Source organism: Planctobacterium sp. AWH2_060 (genome assembly GCF_056158425.1).
The window spans coordinates 800,228-815,734 of record NZ_JBSWTG010000001.1 but is presented as its reverse complement, the minus strand read 5'-3'; the positions used below and the strand labels follow the sequence as shown (position 1 = coordinate 815,734).

The following is a 15,507-nucleotide window of genomic DNA, read 5'->3' as shown; positions in this document are numbered from 1 at the left end:
TGTTTAATTAACCCTTAATAATATGTAGTCCTACCCAGGCAGCGCCCAGGCAACAACTGAGATTCAAAAATATATTCAGAACACCTTTCAGGTAGTGGCCCTGTTGTAACAACAGCAGGCTGTCTACAGAAAAGGTAGAGAAAGTTGTAAAAGCCCCTAAAAACCCTATCGCAATCAACGTGCGCCAGGGAACAATTTCCAGGTGGCCGTGTTCGGTCAGGCTGTAAACCCAGCCCAATAAAAATGACCCTACAACATTGACCAGCAGTGTACCAAAAGGAAACCCCTTGCCAAGCCATTGCAGCATGATTTGTGAGATAAAAAAGCGTAGTGACGCCCCAAAAGCCCCACCAACGGCCACCAACAGATAAATATTTAAACTACTCATAGCGTTTGTTAGGGCTGTTTTTGTCCAGCTCAGCTAAATAATCCAGCTTTTCGCGGATTTGTTTTTCCAGGCCTCGCGCTTCCGGAAAATAAAATTTTTGGTCACTGAGTTCTTGTGGAAAGTAGTTTTCGCCCGCGGCATAGGCAAAATCTTCGTTATGAGCATAGCGATATTCCTGACCATGGCCCTGCTGTTTGGCAATTTGAGTGGGAGCGTTGCGCAAGTGCACCGGTACTTCAACATCACCGGTTTCGGCAGCTAATCGCCGGGCAGCCTTAAAGGCTTTGTAAACCGCATTACTCTTCGCCGCACTGGCACAATACACAGTGGCTTGGGCGATTGCCCTTTCGCCCTCAGCCGGTCCAACGCGATGAAAAATATCCCAGGCATTCACGACGATTTGCAAAGCTCGCGGATCGGCATTGCCAATATCCTCTGATGCAATGGCCAGCAGTCGTCGTGCTACATAGAGCGGTTCGCCACCGGCTTCCAAAATGCGACAATACCAATACAGTGCTGCATCCGGACTGGTGCCGCGCACTGACTTGTGAAAAGCGGAAATTAAATCGTAAAAGTGATCGCCTTGTTTGTCGAACTGGACAACTCGTCCTTCGACGGCATATTTGATCTCAACCGGGGTGATTTCGCCCTTGGCAACACTGTCAGCCAGTTCCAGACAATTTAGCGCACGGCGAGCATCACCGGATGCAAAATCGCTGAGCAGCGCCAGTGCATCATCAGTAATAGCGGTATCGAGATAACTCACAGCCCGTGTGATGACTTGTTGTATTTCTGCTTTGCTGAGCTTTTCCAGAATATACAAACGCACCCGAGATAACAGTGCCCGGTTTAGTTCAAAGGCCGGGTTTTCGGTGGTAGCACCGATGAAAACGATACTGCCGTCTTCAATATGGGGTAAAAAGGCATCTTGCTGAGACTTGTTAAAGCGATGTACTTCGTCCACAAACAAGATGGTTTTTTGATTAAACTGCGCGCGGTTTTGTTGCGCTGTAGCGACGGCATCGCGGATATCTTTAATCCCAGAGGTAACAGCGGATAGGCGTATCAATTGGGCGTCATTATGAGCGGCTACCATTTCCGCCATCGTGGTTTTACCCGTGCCGGGTGGTCCCCAAAAAACCATTGAATGCAGGTTACCCGCCTCCAATGCAGCGCGCAAAGGCATACCCTGACCAAGCAAATGAGACTGGCCGATATAATCGGTTAAAGATTTAGGTCTTAGTTGCGCCGCAAGCGGTGAACCTGATTGTTGCATTGTGCTGCTACCCTGAATTAGCGCTGGTCGTCCAGGCTATAACCCTCAGGTAAGGTAAAAGCAAAGCGCTCGTCGCTAACCGATTGATTTTGTTTTACATCAGAAAAGACTAACTGGTTGGTCTGTTCCATCTTATCCAAAATTGCTAATTGGGTGAGCTTGCCTTCGGTAAAGGTTAACGTCAGGGAAATAAAGTCGCTGTCAGCTTTAAGACTTTTCATGGTGAAGCTATCTTCTTTGCTTTCCTCCACCAGATAATGTTGCCACATTGGCGAATCTGGTTGTGCTAACAGCATTACCGGGTGGTCTTGTGCTGCGTTTTGCTGATCAATAGCAACAACTTGCTCGACAAAAGGATCTACGTGCCACAGCGTTACCCCATCGGCAATCAGCTGCATTTCATTCGGTTCGAATGACTCCCAGTATAGCTTTTGTGGCTGTTTCAATAACAAAATACCTTCAGCGTTTTGCAGTTCTTCGCCCAACGCATCTGATACTTTTTGCTGAAATTTAGCGCTGAAAGATTGCAACTGCGCTAATTTGGTTTTTAATTCTGCTTTGCTTTCATCGCTGGCCACTGCACTGTGTGTCAGGGTTAGCGCTATTAACAAACTGGTGATCTTTCTTATCATCAATTAATCCTTAGGTGGCGGTGCCGCCAATACATCCCGGTTACCATTGTGCCCTGGCGATGATACTACGCCATTTTGCTCCATTTGCTCCACTAAACGAGCTGCACGGTTGTAACCAATTCTAAATTTACGTTGTACGCCGGAAACTGAAGCTCTGCGGGTTTCAGTTACAAAGGCCACGGCTTCATCATAAAAGGCGTCGTATTCCTGATCTTCGTTCTCGGCCTGTTCACCAGGTAACATCACATCAGCCGTCGCTTCGCCGTTTAAAATCTCATCAATATATTCAGGCTCACCGCGTTTCTTCCAATCAGCAACTACCGCGTGAACCTCATGATCATCCACAAACGCACCGTGCACACGGGTTGGTACGCCGGTCCCTGGTGGCAAATACAGCATGTCACCCATACCCAGTAGTGCCTCTGCACCTTGTTGATCCAGTATGGTTCTGGAATCAATCTTAGACGACACCTGGAAGGCAATCCGGGTGGGAATGTTAGCCTTTATCAGACCGGTAATAACATCCACCGACGGACGCTGCGTTGCCAATATCAGATGTATACCGGCGGCCCGTGCTTTTTGCGCAATACGGGCGATCAGCTCTTCTACTTTTTTGCCCACAATCATCATCATGTCGGCAAATTCGTCCACCACAACCACAATAGAAGGCAGCTTCTCCAGTTCCGGTGCTTCACTATCCATACTTTGCTCCGAAGACCAAAGCGGGTCTTTGATTGGCGTGCCCTGCTCTTTCGCTTTCAATACCTTGGCATTGTAGCCTTTCAGGTTTCGCACCCCTAACGCAGACATCAAGCGATAGCGACGTTCCATTTCTCCCACACACCAACGCAGCGCGTTAGCGGCTTCTTTCATGTCGGTTACCACTTCTGCCAGCAAGTGAGGGATCCCCTCATACACCGACAGCTCCAACATTTTCGGGTCGATCATGATAAAGCGCACATCTTCCGGTGTGGATTTATAGAGTAATGATAAGATCATTACATTAACCCCAACTGACTTACCGGAACCAGTCGTACCCGCCACCAATAAGTGTGGCATCTTGGCCAAGTCCACCACGACCGGGTTTCCTGAAATATCAGCACCCAACACCATGGTGAGATTAGATGGGTTAGACTGGAATTTCGGTCCACCAATTACTTCGCTTAAAAATACGGTTTCTCGGGTTTTGTTGGGAAGCTCCAGACCAATAACGGATTTTCCTGGGATTACTTCTACCACCCGAACTGACATAGCCGACATGGCACGCGCCAAATCTTTTGCCAAACCAGATATTTTGCTGACCTTAACCCCAGGAGCCAAATCCAGTTCAAAGCGGGTAATAACAGGTCCAGGAAATACACCTACAACTCGTGCTTCGACGTTGAAGTCTGCCAACTTGGCTTCCACCAGACGGGCAATTTGTTCCAACTCCTCTTCTGTAATCGGATTTTGCTTTTTATTGGGACGGTCTAACAGGTCAAACGAAGGAACGATACCTTCCGGTACATCTTCCAGGTCTTTAAAGGTTTTCAGTGGCTTGGCACCGGGAACCCCGACTGTCACAGCGGGTTTAGCCGGTTCTTTGGTCTCAGCGGCCACAGGTTCTGAATCGCTTGTTGTATCCGGTTTTGGTGTTGCAGGCGCAGTGGCATTGTCAGCTTTGATAACCGGCTCTTTGCGCTCCGGTACCTCTTCGGAAACCACCTCAACCGTCACTGGTTTCGGTTTAAACAAATTAGTAATGGCAGAGAAACTATGACCTTTTTCGTCTTTTGATTTGCCGGCTTCGAACTTATCTTCTTTGCGCTCTGGCACATCATAATCTTCCTGCACCACTTCCTGTTCCTGATCATCATCCAGGTCTGGTTCAGGACGCATACTGGTGATTTCAATATTGTGGGAGTTGGCGCGTGAGGTGGCTAGTTGCTTATCTTTACTCTTGTCTGCCAATCTCGGGCTGCTACTACCGTCAAATCCAAGCAGCAACGGAACCTGAGCCGTTTTTTTCCACGACCAGATACTATAAAAGCCCAAACCATCGATGATGCTGAGCCAGGAAATACCGGTCAACAGAGTAAAGCCGGTACAAACAAAACAAAGTAGTAGTAAATTGGTTCCCACCAGACTGAAAAACGGAATGAGTGCATGACTGATGGCTTCGCCTATCATGCCTCCAGAGGTGACAGTTACCATATCATCAACATTGATACTTAAAATGCCGGTAAGACCGATTAGCAAAGTAATGGCACCAATTAACCTCAACCCAATGGTGAGGTAGTCCAACTCATAAACGGATTTGCTGGTCTGAAACATAAACCAGCCCACAAAGGCAGTGGCAAAGGGGATCACCCAGGCCAGATAACCAAAACACCAGAATAGTACATCGGCAACCCAGGCGCCTGCTGGGCCTGCGGCATTGCGCACATCTGAAGAAAACCCGGTCTGACTCCAACCCGGATCAGCTGAGTTAAAGGTTGCAACGGAGAGGAACAAAAACAATGCAAAGCCAGCCGACACGATCATGCCAACTTCCATAAGTCTTTGCATACCACTTAAACGAGCCATTATGAAAGCTACTTTCCCTATTAATCTTGTTATTTATTATGTTAACTGTTGCGCACAGCTTTTTATTTCACGTTTATCTTAACATAAGTCGATTGCTTTACTTCTTCCATTACCACATAAGTGCGCGATTCACTTACTCCTGGCAACCTGAGTAGTATATCACCTAATAACTTTCTGTAACTCGACATATCTGCAACACGGGTTTTCAACAAGTAATCGAAGTTACCGGATACCAGATGACATTCCTGGATGTCTTCCAGCTTTTTTACCGCATTGGAGAAGTCTTCAAAAATATCCACCGAGGTTTTTACCAGGGTGATTTCCACAAACACCAACATGGCAGCCCCCAGCTTTTCCGGGGCAACCTGGGCCACATAACCGGTGATATAACCCTGATTTTCCAGCCGGCGAACCCGTTCCAGGCAAGGAGTCGGGCTAAGGCCCACCCTTTTGGACAGCTCCACGTTAGATAATCGGCCATCGTTCTGCAATTCTACAAGTATCTTGCGATCAATACGATCGAGGTCTTTTGGCGTTTTTACCAGCATATTTAATATCGTTATTTTAACTTTTTTAGATATATTATCTGAGAATATAGCAAAATAAAGTCATTCATTCTGTATATTTTTACCTATACTCATCAAACATATTTTCTAACGAATTTAGGACCCTACTTGCTATGTTGATTGGTGTACCAAAAGAAATTAAAAATCACGAATACCGTGTTGGTTTAACTCCTGCAGCGGTTAAAGAGTTTGTTATGCACGGCCATCAGGTGATGGTGGAAACGGATGCAGGCGCCTCAATTGGTTTTACTAACGAGCAATATCAGGAAGCTGGCGCAACTATCGCTGCTGGACCTGAGTCTATTTTTGAAAAAGCAGAAATGATCGTTAAGGTAAAAGAGCCGCAACCAAACGAATGTAAAATGTTGTCTGAAGGTCAGACACTGTACACCTATCTGCATTTAGCTCCGGATCCAACACAAACTGACTTGCTGGTTAAATCTGGCGCAACCTGTATCGCATACGAAACGGTTACCGATCGCACTGGTGCGTTGCCTCTGTTGGCACCAATGAGTGAAGTAGCGGGTCGTATGTCTGTTCAGGCGGGTGCCCACTTCTTAGAAAAAGCACAAGGTGGTAGCGGTACTCTGTTGGGTGGCGTTCCTGGCGTTGCACCGGGCAAAGTTTTGATCATCGGTGGTGGCGTAGTTGGTACTAATGCTGCAAAAATGGCATTAGGCATGGGTGCGGATGTCACTATTCTGGATCGTTCTCTGCCGCGTTTAAGAGACCTGGACGATATCTTTGATGGCCGGGTTAAAACCGTATTCAGCACGGTTGATGCTATTGAGCATTACTCTTCAAAAGCTGATCTGGTCGTTGGTGCGGTGTTAATCCCTGGAGCTGCAGCACCTAAGCTGTTAACCAGAGAGCACATCAAAAACATGAAAGAAGGTTCAGTTGTAGTTGACGTTGCTATTGATCAGGGCGGCTGTTTTGAAACTTCTAAAGCTACAACACACCAGGATCCTGTGTATATCGTTGATGGCGTTGTGCACTACTGTGTTGCCAACATGCCAGGCGGTGTTGCCCGTACATCTACAATGGCCCTGAACAATGCGACATTGCCATTTGGATTGGCTCTGGCAAATAAAGGCCCGAAAAAAGCCATGTTGGACGACCCACATCTATTGGCTGGCCTTAACGTGCACAAAGGCAAAGTCACTTACAAAGCAGTTACCGATGCTCTGGGTGAGCAACTGGGTCTGGAATACATGGACGCAGTACAGGCATTATCGCTGTAAGCATGAAAGTCTGATATCAAGTAGGGTGAGGCGTCACCGCCTCATCCCTCTCACAGAACCGTACGTACGGACCTCGTATACGGCTCATGCATACTTCCATTCAGCATAAGCGCTGAACACATACCCCGTCCTAATTAGCTCAAAATTGACCAGACCAAGGTCGTTGAACCATTGATTTGGCATCGCATAACTGGCCAGAGGGCTATGAGCATTTCTCCAACTGTTCATTTGGATAAACCTGAACGGCGGTTTATAACCAAGCTGCTTCAGTCTTCGATGCAGCTTCGCTGGTTTCTTCCATAATTTCAATTGGATACTGCGAAGCCTGCGCCTCAACCATCTCGCTATCTTAGAAAATTCCCTGTTGCTATTGGCAATCCTGAAGTACTGGCTAAACCCTCTTAAAACAGGGTTCAACTCTTTGATAACTGCACACAGCGGTTTGCCACCATTGCGTTTCGTCATCTGCTTCAACTTCTTTTTAAACGCTGCGAGTTTCTGAGGTTGTATACGGGTGTATTGACGCCCAATTTCAACACCCAGAAATTTCACTCCCTCATCGCTATGAGCAATGTGAGATTTCGCCTGGTTAACTGTCAGTTTCAGCCCTTTCTCCAGTAGCTTCGTCGCCTGTTTCTGTGCATTTTCTGCTCCAGAACGACTTCGGCAGAAGATCAGAATATCATCGGCATAGCGCACTATTCGGTGCCCTCGCTTCCTCATCTCCTGATCAAACGCATCCAGATAGATATTCGCTATCAGTGGGCTTATCACACCACCTTGCGGGCTTCCTGAGCCGCTCTGCTGCCAGTAACCATCTACCATTACACCACTTTTCAGGAACTGATTTATCAGTGACAGTACGCTGCCATCTGTGACTCGCTTTCGGATACTTTCAAGGATAATCTCATGATCGAGCTTATCAAAGCACTTCGACAGGTCCATATCCACAACATGCTCCAGTCCGTAGCGACGGATGAACATCGTGGCTTTATTAATGGCATCGTGACAACTTCGATGCGGTCTGTATCCAAAGCTTGATGGATGGAATTGCGCATCAAAGAGCGGCATAAGCAGATCATACAGGGCCTGCTGGACTACTCTGTCCCGTACTGCTGGGATCCCCAGTAATCGTGTACCACCATCGTCTTTCGGTATTTCTTTCCGCCTGACAGGTTGTGGACTGTACTTTCTGGTTTTGAGTTCACAGACAAGTTGGTCAAGATTATCACTCAGATTTAAGGCGAAGTCGCTCAGGCTCTGCCCATCTGTTCCGGCCGCGCCTTTCGCTTTCTTTACCTTTTTGAATCCTTTGTACAGGCGCTCTTTATTAAGCAGTTGCCCATACAAACTGTAATAAACTCTCACCTTGCCTCCTCAGGTTGTGTGCTGTGTGGGGACGGATATCCTTTCTTTGCGTTGGTATATTTCATGTTGTCGTAAAGCGTGCTGGCACAATGGCAATCTACTTAACGTGCACAACATTACTCCCGTGTACAGTTTCATGTTCCAGTCTGCGGTTTCCACCACAAACCAGACAGGAAGACTTCGATAGCTAACCGACTCGTGTACCACTAAAAAAAAACATCTGTTCATCACAGACTTGAAGTATGCTTCCTCCCTTCGCAACACTGATAAGCTTTTGGCCAGTCAGTGTCCCATCAGACACTATGCTAATGGTCAGCTCGGTTTTATCCTCCACACCATTACTGGGTTTCACAGGCCGGGCCTTACTCACTACTACGGATTCATCTGCCACCTCGCACCAACACCTGCCTTGAGTCTCCCCTCGTACAGATGATTCTGGCTCTTCACCAGAGACGGTGTCAGGCTTCCCCAGTTACTGCACTGGCTCCCTGTCAGAGATCCCACCCTCAAGCACAAAACAGAACTGACTGAGTATCGGGCTTCACGCTATTTTGCACGCTTACCCTCCTGCTTTGCCGAATCAGGTTCACTTTCGTTGTGTACCTCTGACTTCCTATGGCTTCCTTCAGACCTTGCCGTTAGCCAGCAACGCCCTTGCCATTTGGATTATCTTCCCCTCAGTCGGGGTGATTCAGGTTTCTTTCAACCTGACGGGTTTGCCAGCTTCGCTGGGCAAACAAAAAAAGCGCCGACATTAGTCGGCGCTTTTTTGTTTAAGGTTACCTAACGGGTATTACAATTAGTATTCCCACCAATTGTCCTGCCACCAGGCAAGAAACTCGTCAAAGTCGATACTGCCATCGCCGTTCTCATCAATCAGCGCAAAGCCTTCCTGCGCCTGTGATTCCTTAGCTTTAGGTGAAATTACTTTTAATAGTTCAAAAAATTCACCAAAATCGATTTCGCCGTTCTTGTCGTTGTCGAAGAAATCAAACTCTTCACGGATCTGGTTAATTTTTTCTTGATCTATTTCTTTTGTGTCGCTCATCAGTAAGCTTCCGTTTTCTGTTCTTTTACCCAGTTTAAACGCTTGAATGCGCTGGTGTCTACACTTGCTTTACAGCATGTGCCCTTAGCTCCACTTAGCTTTTTGCAGCCTGGCGTTGGGCACGGCGCTCGTTAATTTTTAACTTGCGCATTTTGTTCATAACATCTCGCGCTTCTGTACCAATGTGCTCTTCGTTTCGCGCTTTTGCTAAGGCAATTTGCTTTTCTCTTTCGCGAAAACGCTCAATCTGCTCATCACTGTGTTTACCGTAGCAATGGGGACAGGATACGCCTGATTCGTACTTATCGCTTTGCTTATCTTCTTCTGTAATTGGCAGGCGGCAGGCATAACATTGGTCGTAGTGGCTTTTTTCCAGGTCGTGGTTTACTGCCACCCGGTTATCAAATACGAAGCAATCACCTTCCCATAAGCTCTGCTCTTTAGGAACCTCTTCCAGATACTTTAAAATACCGCCTTCCAGGTGATAGACCTCTTCAAAGCCTTGCTCTTTCATAAAGGCAGTGGACTTTTCACAGCGAATACCGCCAGTACAGAACATCGCAACTTTCTTGTTTTTATTGGGATCCATGTTGTCGGCGACATACTGAGGAAACTCCCGGAAAGTCTCGGTTTTTGGATTGATTGCGTGCTTAAAAGTACCAATGCCAATTTCGTAATCGTTGCGGGTATCGATAACGGTCACTTCAGGATCAGCGATTAGCGCGTTCCAATCTTCGGGTTTAACGTAGGTTCCCACCGTTTTGCGCGGGTCGATGCCTTCCACCCCCATGGTAACGATTTCTTTTTTCAGTTTGACCTTAGTGCGATAAAAGGGTTGCGTGTCTTCAAATGACTCTTTGAAGGAAATCGGGTTGATGCGCTCATCCTGATTAAGATATGCCAATAAGGCATCAATGGCTTCTCTGGTACCGGATACTGTACCGTTTATGCCTTCGCTAGCGAGTAGCAGTGTGCCCTTAATACCCTGCTCTTCCATAAAGGTTAACAGGGGTTGACGTATTTCCTGGTAATTGTCTAATGCCACAAATTTATACATGGCACAGATAACGATCTGATTCATATTGTCTCCGCTATCCGGATCTTTAATCCGGTGCAAATTAAAAACTCACGCCGTATGGACAGCATACGGCGTACAAAAAGCGCGCGGATTCTAGCTTAACAGGCGTTTTTATGCAAATTTGGCCGGGCGTTGGGAAGCCATGGGAAATAGTTGGAAGAAGTTATCTGTGGTGGTCTGGGCCAGTTTTTCCAACGGTATTTGTTTCAGGTCCGCAATAAACTGTGCAACATCTTTTACATAGGCAGGTTGATTCTGCTTGCCTCTGTGCGGGACTGGCGCCAACCAGGGGGAATCGGTTTCGACTAACAATCGGTCCAACGGTATTTTTTTCACTACATCTCTTAGCTCGGATGCGTTTCTGAAGGTCACAATTCCGGATATAGAAATGTAAAAGCCGAGATCTAACGCTGCTTTAGCCATTTCCCAATTTTCAGTAAAACAATGCAACACGCCTCCGCACTGCTCACCGCCGTGCTGCTTTAACAATGAGATTGTATCTTCACGTGCGTCTCTGGTGTGAATAACCAGGGGTTTATTGAGCTGATTGGCCACCTGAATATGTTCAACAAAAGACTGGATCTGTACAGATTTACTTTCCGGAGAATAAAAATAATCCAGGCCGGTTTCACCAATTGCCACTACGTTGTCGGCCTGCGCTGCTTTTAACAGCTCATCTTGGGGACAGGCTTCATCCTGATGCAAAGGGTGCACGCCACAAGTTGCATAAACATTGGGCAAGCCAGATATCATGTCCATCATAGAATTAAAATCGTTGACGGAAACACAAACACATAAAAAGTGCTCTACGCCTTGGCTATTGGCGGCTTTGATAATATCTACTAGTTCTTCTTTGGTTTTATCTAATCTATCCAGGTGACAGTGGGAATCCACCAACATTACAAGCTCCGGTATTTCTAAACTGATTACAATAAGGTCGAAAATTGACGCCAAGATTGTAACATTTTTTCGATGATAAGGGTTTTGTTTACGCCCTGCATATTCAGAGTTTTTCGGGCAGACAAGAGTTCGCAATGCATATCGTAGACACGCAATTTAATCTCGTCTGAAATGTCAGAGCGTTTTACCTCATTGAGTTTATAGGCCAACCAGTCCAGTAACAGTTGATGCTCCTCTAAGAGCTTCGCTGGGATTGCCGTTGTGGCCGTCATTTTTTGCAGGTTTTTCAGCCAGTCGAAACACTCTGTCAAACTCTCGTCCTTAAGAATGGTATGAATGAGCAAAGGACGTGACCAATACAATTCCAGCAATAATGGGTCAGGCTGCGCATCCTGGGTTTTTAACCAGTTTTCCACCACCGCTTTTTCGTTGATTTGCACCAATTGTTTTTCACACCGGCTTAAAATGGTGGGTAGTAACTCATTGGCACTGGTGGCTGACATCAGGATAAAGGTTTTACTGGTGGGTTCTTCCAGTGTTTTTAACAAGGCATTGGACGCTGCCACCGTCATTTTGTGGGCGTTTTCGATAATTAACACCTTGTCCAGGCCAAGATGAGAGGTTTGGTTAAGACGAGTAATACCATCGCGAATGACGTCTACACCAATGGTTTTCTCATAAGGTGTCAGAATTAGATCCGGGTGGTTACCTGCGGCATACAGTTTACATGACTGGCACTGGCCACAGGCACTTTTAGCGCTGCATAAAAGGTGGTGAGCCATCTGTTGTAATAGTTCTGACTTCCCGGTGCCGCGACTGCCAATGAATAGCAGTCCGTGATGTAATTTTTGCTCTTTGGCACGGGACATTAAGCCGTGAAATTGTTTTTCAAACCAGGGGTAAATCATCTTATAAACCTAATTGATACTTTCTGACGGCCGCGTTGTGCTGTTGCAGGGTTTCTGAAAACTGATGGCTACCATCACCTTTAGATACAAAATAATATTCGTCTGTCATCATCGGGTTTAGTGCCGCAAAAATTGCTTCTTTACTGGCCATAGCAATCGGTGTGGGTGGCAGCCCCTTTATTACATAGGTATTGAATGGCGTACTCTGACGCAAATGTGCGCGAGTCAGATTGCCATCAAAACTATCACCCAACCCATAAATCACAGTTGGGTCAGTTTGCAAGCGCATATTGTCGCGCAGACGATTAACAAACACCCCGGCGATGCGCGGACGTTCCTCTGCAACGCCGGTTTCCTTTTCGATAATGGAAGCCAAAATCAGCGCTTCATAGGGGGAGTTTAACGGTAACATACCCTGCCTGTTGGCCCATTGCTCTTTGAGATATTGCTGCATATTAGCGCGCATACGCAAAACCAGTTCCGATAACGGCGTTTGATACCGTACGTCATAGGTTTCCGGCAGTAACAAGCCCTCCAGTGAAGCCCAGGGCTCATCCAGCAAAGCTAAAAGTTCCGCATCAGACTTATCCATTTTGATAAAAGCTCGTTGTGCTAATTCGGCGCGCCATTGCTGCCAGGTTAGCCCTTCAACCATAGTAATACGGTAGGTTTTCTCTTTTCCGTTGGAGATATCCGCCAGCAACTGTTGCAGGCTGGTTCCCGGCATCAGGCTGTAATGCCCTTGCTTGATGGGATACTCATCAGCCATCAAGCGAATATGGAGTTTTAACAGTAGCGAATTTTCTATCAGATTATCGTTACTGAGGTCTGCGACTAAGCCGGTCAGGCTTTGCCCCCGGACCACATCCAGAGTTTGTTCCTGCTCCACCATTACAGGTTGCTTGATCACCGCATAAAACGCCCTGTAAATAAGCCAGATACTGAGTAACGCACTCAGCCCCGTCAGTAGGATAAAAATACTGCGTTTGTTCACTGAGCTTAATTCCCTTTTATCATTATTTGTTGGCGCAATTCCGCCTGTAGTTTGACCACAGCCTGATTGTTGAAATGGACTTTATTCCCGCCCTGCAACTCAATTTCCTTAACGGGGACCACCCGCATTAAACTGTTACATATCAGCATATCAGAAGCATGCTGTAAGCTACTGACAGAGGCCCTGATTTGGGTAACGGGCTGATGATTACTCTGAAAACAACCCATTAAAAAGTTACGCATAACACCTGTAACACCTGAGTAATCTAACGCAGGCGTAAACCACCGATTGTGAGCACGCCAAAACACATTACCAGCGGTAACCTCCACAATTTTGTCGTCTGTATCCAAAACCAACATATCCTGGGCATCATTTTGCTCCAACTTTATCAGGCTTTGCTCTAAACGATTCAGGTGTTTTAAACCAGCGAGCGCGGGCTGTTTGCCTAGACGATTTTTGGCGACAGACAATACCACCCCCTGTTCTTGCCAGGGCTTATAATCTGGCTGTCCTTCGGTTATTTTAATATAACATTTGGCAGTAATATCACTGCCACGCGCATAGCCTCGACCACCGTCTCCAGCCGAAATCAGCACTTTGGCGATACCAGATTGAATCGTTTTAACGTTTTCCTGAAGGCGCTCTTTTAACAGGAGAAACTGCTGCTCTGAAACCGGAATTTGCAATTTGTGGCAACCGGATTTAAGTCTAAGCAGGTGCAGTTCCAACAACTCTATATTGCCTGACTCAATAGCTGCCGTTGTAAAACACCCATCACCATAACTGGCGGCTCTGGATTCAAAGGGGTAGTCAAAACTAATATGCATAAAAAAAGCCTGTATAAACAGGCTTTTATTGTGACAGTTTTTGGCTGACTATTAAATACGTTTTAACAAGACAGAGCCGTTTGTGCCACCAAAACCAAAGGAGTTACACAGGGCGTACTCTTGTTCAAAGCCTTTAGCTTTACCGGCTACAAAATTAAGATCACAACCTTCTCCAGGCGTGGTCAGGTTCATAGTAGGCGGAGCCATTTTGTCGCGCAGCGCTAAAATGGTGAAAATAGTTTCTACTGAACCAGCCGCCCCTAACAGGTGACCAGTCATCGACTTAGTAGAGCTGACCAACAGCTTTTTAGCATGTTCACCAAAAATCGACTTAATGCCTGCTACTTCGGCCACATCCCCCGCGGGAGTCGAGGTACCATGCGCATTGATATAACCCACAACATCTGGGGAAACACCGGCATCATTAAGCGCATTTTGCATAGCCGCCGCACCACCTTCACCGTTCTCCGGCGGAGAAGTCATGTGATAAGCGTCGCCACTCATGCCAAAACCAACCAGTTCAGCATAAATTTCTGCGCCACGAGCTTTAGCACTTTCATACTCTTCAAGCACTACGACACCTGCGCCCTCGCCCATAACAAAACCATCGCGGTCAGCGTCCCATGGACGACTGGCTGCCTGCGGGTCATCGTTACGAGAAGACAGTGCTCTGGCTGCAGCAAAGCCCCCCATGCCTAATGGCGTGATAGCGGCTTCGGCACCACCGGCAACCATAGCGTCGGCGTCACCGTAGGCAATCGTACGCGCAGCAATACCGATGTTATGCACACCAGTGGTACAGGCAGTTACGATATTCAGATTTGGTCCTTTCAGACCTTCCATGATAGACAGGAAGCCTGAAATCATGTTGGTGATAGTAGAAGGCACAAAAAATGGTGAAATTCTTCTGGGACCGGAATTGGTTAGCTTAGTGTGATTTTCTTCGATCAAACCTAAGCCGCCAATACCTGAACCAATTGCTACGCCAACACGCGAAGCATTGTCATCGGTAATAACCAGGCCAGAATCCGCCAATGCTTGTTTACCCGCGGCTATGCCATACTGGATAAACAAATCCATTTTTTTGGTTTCTTTTTTAGGAATATAAGATTCTACGTCAAAGTCTTTTACCTCGCCTGCAAAGCGTGTACTGAATTCAGACACATCAAAGCGGGTAATTTCACCTATTCCACTCTTACCGGCCAACACATTAGACCAGGTAGTTGCAACATCGTTGCCAAGTGGAGACAGGATACCAAGACCAGTAACGACAACACGTCTTTTAGACATATAGGCCTCCGCTGGAGAAACTGGATAGTGTATTTAAAAATATTTTCATACAGATACAAAAAAACGGCCCAATAGAGCCGTTTTATATTCAACTGTGACTCTTACGCGTCTTTGTTTGCGTTGATGTAGTCAATAGCTGATTGAACAGTAGTGATTTTCTCAGCTTCTTCATCAGGGATTTCAGTGTCGAATTCCTCTTCCAAAGCCATAACCAACTCAACTGTGTCCAGTGAATCAGCGCCCAGGTCATCTACGAATGAAGCTTCTGGTTTAACTTCTTCTTCTTTAACGCCCAGTTGCTCAACGATAATCTTAGTTACGCGATCTTCAATACTCATATTTTTAGTTATCCTAACTTTTAGCAAGTTGTAAAATTGCGGTTAGTCTATGCTTCAAATCCCAACCATGCAAGCATGACCATGG

General features: G+C 46.6%; 15 protein-coding genes. 1 reads left to right on the top strand and 14 read right to left on the bottom strand.

The genetic code is table 11. The features are described 5' to 3' along the window. Positions 1-7: 7 nt before the first annotated feature. The 5 genes from crcB to lrp all read right to left on the bottom strand — a co-directional run bounded on the left by crcB (position 8) and on the right by lrp (position 5,409). Positions 8-388: a fluoride efflux transporter CrcB gene (gene crcB / locus ACXAD8_RS03600; protein ID WP_475225006.1), complete on the bottom strand. Its 381-nt coding sequence runs from the start codon at positions 386-388 to the stop codon at positions 8-10. Next, positions 381-1,664 (bottom strand): replication-associated recombination protein A, encoded by a 1,284-nt coding sequence (locus tag ACXAD8_RS03595; RefSeq protein WP_475225004.1) that lies wholly within the window; start codon positions 1,662-1,664, stop codon positions 381-383. Before ACXAD8_RS03595 ends, crcB begins: the two co-directional genes overlap by 8 nt. Positions 1,665-1,681: 17 nt before the next feature. Beyond that, positions 1,682-2,296, bottom strand: a complete 615-nt coding sequence (lolA, locus tag ACXAD8_RS03590; protein WP_475225001.1) for an outer membrane lipoprotein periplasmic chaperone LolA — start codon at positions 2,294-2,296, stop codon at positions 1,682-1,684. 3 nt (positions 2,297-2,299) lie between these two features. Then, the gene (locus ACXAD8_RS03585; protein WP_475224999.1) at positions 2,300-4,861 is read right to left on the bottom strand and encodes a DNA translocase FtsK; all 2,562 of its coding nucleotides are present in this window, start codon (positions 4,859-4,861) and stop codon (positions 2,300-2,302) included. Between the two features lie 62 nt (positions 4,862-4,923). Beyond that, complete coding sequence (lrp, locus tag ACXAD8_RS03580) at positions 4,924-5,409, bottom strand: leucine-responsive transcriptional regulator Lrp (protein ID WP_475224997.1); 486 nt, start codon at positions 5,407-5,409, stop codon at positions 4,924-4,926. Positions 5,410-5,540: 131 nt separating this feature from the next. Between lrp and ald the strand changes: the two genes are divergently transcribed. Beyond that, positions 5,541-6,671, top strand: coding sequence for an alanine dehydrogenase (gene ald / locus ACXAD8_RS03575; RefSeq protein WP_475224995.1), 1,131 nt, complete (start codon positions 5,541-5,543; stop codon positions 6,669-6,671). A gap of 84 nt (positions 6,672-6,755) precedes the next feature. Here ald and ltrA read toward each other — a convergent pair whose 3' ends face one another. The 9 genes from ltrA to acpP all read right to left on the bottom strand — a co-directional run bounded on the left by ltrA (position 6,756) and on the right by acpP (position 15,422). Continuing rightward, positions 6,756-8,039, bottom strand: coding sequence for a group II intron reverse transcriptase/maturase (gene ltrA, locus ACXAD8_RS03570; RefSeq protein ID WP_475224992.1), 1,284 nt, complete (start codon positions 8,037-8,039; stop codon positions 6,756-6,758). A 799-nt stretch (positions 8,040-8,838) separates the two neighbouring features. Further along, positions 8,839-9,087 carry an EF-hand domain-containing protein gene (locus ACXAD8_RS03565; RefSeq protein ID WP_229527361.1) on the bottom strand — a complete coding sequence of 83 codons (249 nt, stop codon included), beginning with the start codon at positions 9,085-9,087 and terminating at the stop codon, positions 8,839-8,841. A gap of 94 nt (positions 9,088-9,181) precedes the next feature. Continuing rightward, positions 9,182-10,168 carry an oxygen-dependent tRNA uridine(34) hydroxylase TrhO gene (trhO, locus tag ACXAD8_RS03560; RefSeq protein WP_475224989.1) on the bottom strand — a complete coding sequence of 329 codons (987 nt, stop codon included), beginning with the start codon at positions 10,166-10,168 and terminating at the stop codon, positions 9,182-9,184. A gap of 108 nt (positions 10,169-10,276) precedes the next feature. Then, entirely contained in the window at positions 10,277-11,065 is a 789-nt protein-coding gene (locus tag ACXAD8_RS03555) for a TatD family hydrolase (RefSeq protein WP_475224987.1), read from the bottom strand. Between the two features lie 26 nt (positions 11,066-11,091). After that, a complete protein-coding gene (locus tag ACXAD8_RS03550; protein WP_475224985.1) occupies positions 11,092-11,973 on the bottom strand; it encodes an AAA family ATPase in 882 nt (293 codons plus the stop codon). A 1-nt stretch (position 11,974) separates the two neighbouring features. Then, positions 11,975-12,967 carry an endolytic transglycosylase MltG gene (gene mltG, locus ACXAD8_RS03545; protein WP_475224982.1) on the bottom strand — a complete coding sequence of 331 codons (993 nt, stop codon included), beginning with the start codon at positions 12,965-12,967 and terminating at the stop codon, positions 11,975-11,977. Between the two features lie 5 nt (positions 12,968-12,972). Beyond that, a complete protein-coding gene (pabC, locus tag ACXAD8_RS03540) occupies positions 12,973-13,794 on the bottom strand; it encodes an aminodeoxychorismate lyase (protein WP_475224979.1) in 822 nt (273 codons plus the stop codon). Between the two features lie 51 nt (positions 13,795-13,845). Continuing rightward, entirely contained in the window at positions 13,846-15,084 is a 1,239-nt protein-coding gene (fabF, locus tag ACXAD8_RS03535) for a beta-ketoacyl-ACP synthase II (protein ID WP_475224977.1), read from the bottom strand. Positions 15,085-15,185: 101 nt separating this feature from the next. Next, positions 15,186-15,422, bottom strand: a complete 237-nt coding sequence (acpP, locus tag ACXAD8_RS03530; RefSeq protein WP_229527368.1) for an acyl carrier protein — start codon at positions 15,420-15,422, stop codon at positions 15,186-15,188. Between the last annotated feature and the right edge of the window lie 85 nt (positions 15,423-15,507).

What these genes read in the sequence shown, in the direction of transcription:
- ACXAD8_RS03555 (WP_475224987.1), bottom strand. Translation starts at nt 11,065, where the DNA reads ATGTTGGTGGATTCCCACTGTCACCTGGATAGATTAGATAAAACCAAA.
- lrp (WP_475224997.1), bottom strand. Translation starts at nt 5,409, where the DNA reads ATGCTGGTAAAAACGCCAAAAGACCTCGATCGTATTGATCGCAAGATA.
- trhO (WP_475224989.1), bottom strand. Translation starts at nt 10,168, where the DNA reads ATGAATCAGATCGTTATCTGTGCCATGTATAAATTTGTGGCATTAGAC.
- ACXAD8_RS03595 (WP_475225004.1), bottom strand. Translation starts at nt 1,664, where the DNA reads ATGCAACAATCAGGTTCACCGCTTGCGGCGCAACTAAGACCTAAATCT.
- ald (WP_475224995.1), top strand. Translation starts at nt 5,541, where the DNA reads ATGTTGATTGGTGTACCAAAAGAAATTAAAAATCACGAATACCGTGTT.
- acpP (WP_229527368.1), bottom strand. Translation starts at nt 15,422, where the DNA reads ATGAGTATTGAAGATCGCGTAACTAAGATTATCGTTGAGCAACTGGGC.
- lolA (WP_475225001.1), bottom strand. Translation starts at nt 2,296, where the DNA reads ATGATAAGAAAGATCACCAGTTTGTTAATAGCGCTAACCCTGACACAC.
- ACXAD8_RS03565 (WP_229527361.1), bottom strand. Translation starts at nt 9,087, where the DNA reads ATGAGCGACACAAAAGAAATAGATCAAGAAAAAATTAACCAGATCCGT.
- ACXAD8_RS03585 (WP_475224999.1), bottom strand. Translation starts at nt 4,861, where the DNA reads ATGGCTCGTTTAAGTGGTATGCAAAGACTTATGGAAGTTGGCATGATC.
- ACXAD8_RS03550 (WP_475224985.1), bottom strand. Translation starts at nt 11,973, where the DNA reads ATGATTTACCCCTGGTTTGAAAAACAATTTCACGGCTTAATGTCCCGT.
- crcB (WP_475225006.1), bottom strand. Translation starts at nt 388, where the DNA reads ATGAGTAGTTTAAATATTTATCTGTTGGTGGCCGTTGGTGGGGCTTTT.
- pabC (WP_475224979.1), bottom strand. Translation starts at nt 13,794, where the DNA reads ATGCATATTAGTTTTGACTACCCCTTTGAATCCAGAGCCGCCAGTTAT.
- fabF (WP_475224977.1), bottom strand. Translation starts at nt 15,084, where the DNA reads ATGTCTAAAAGACGTGTTGTCGTTACTGGTCTTGGTATCCTGTCTCCA.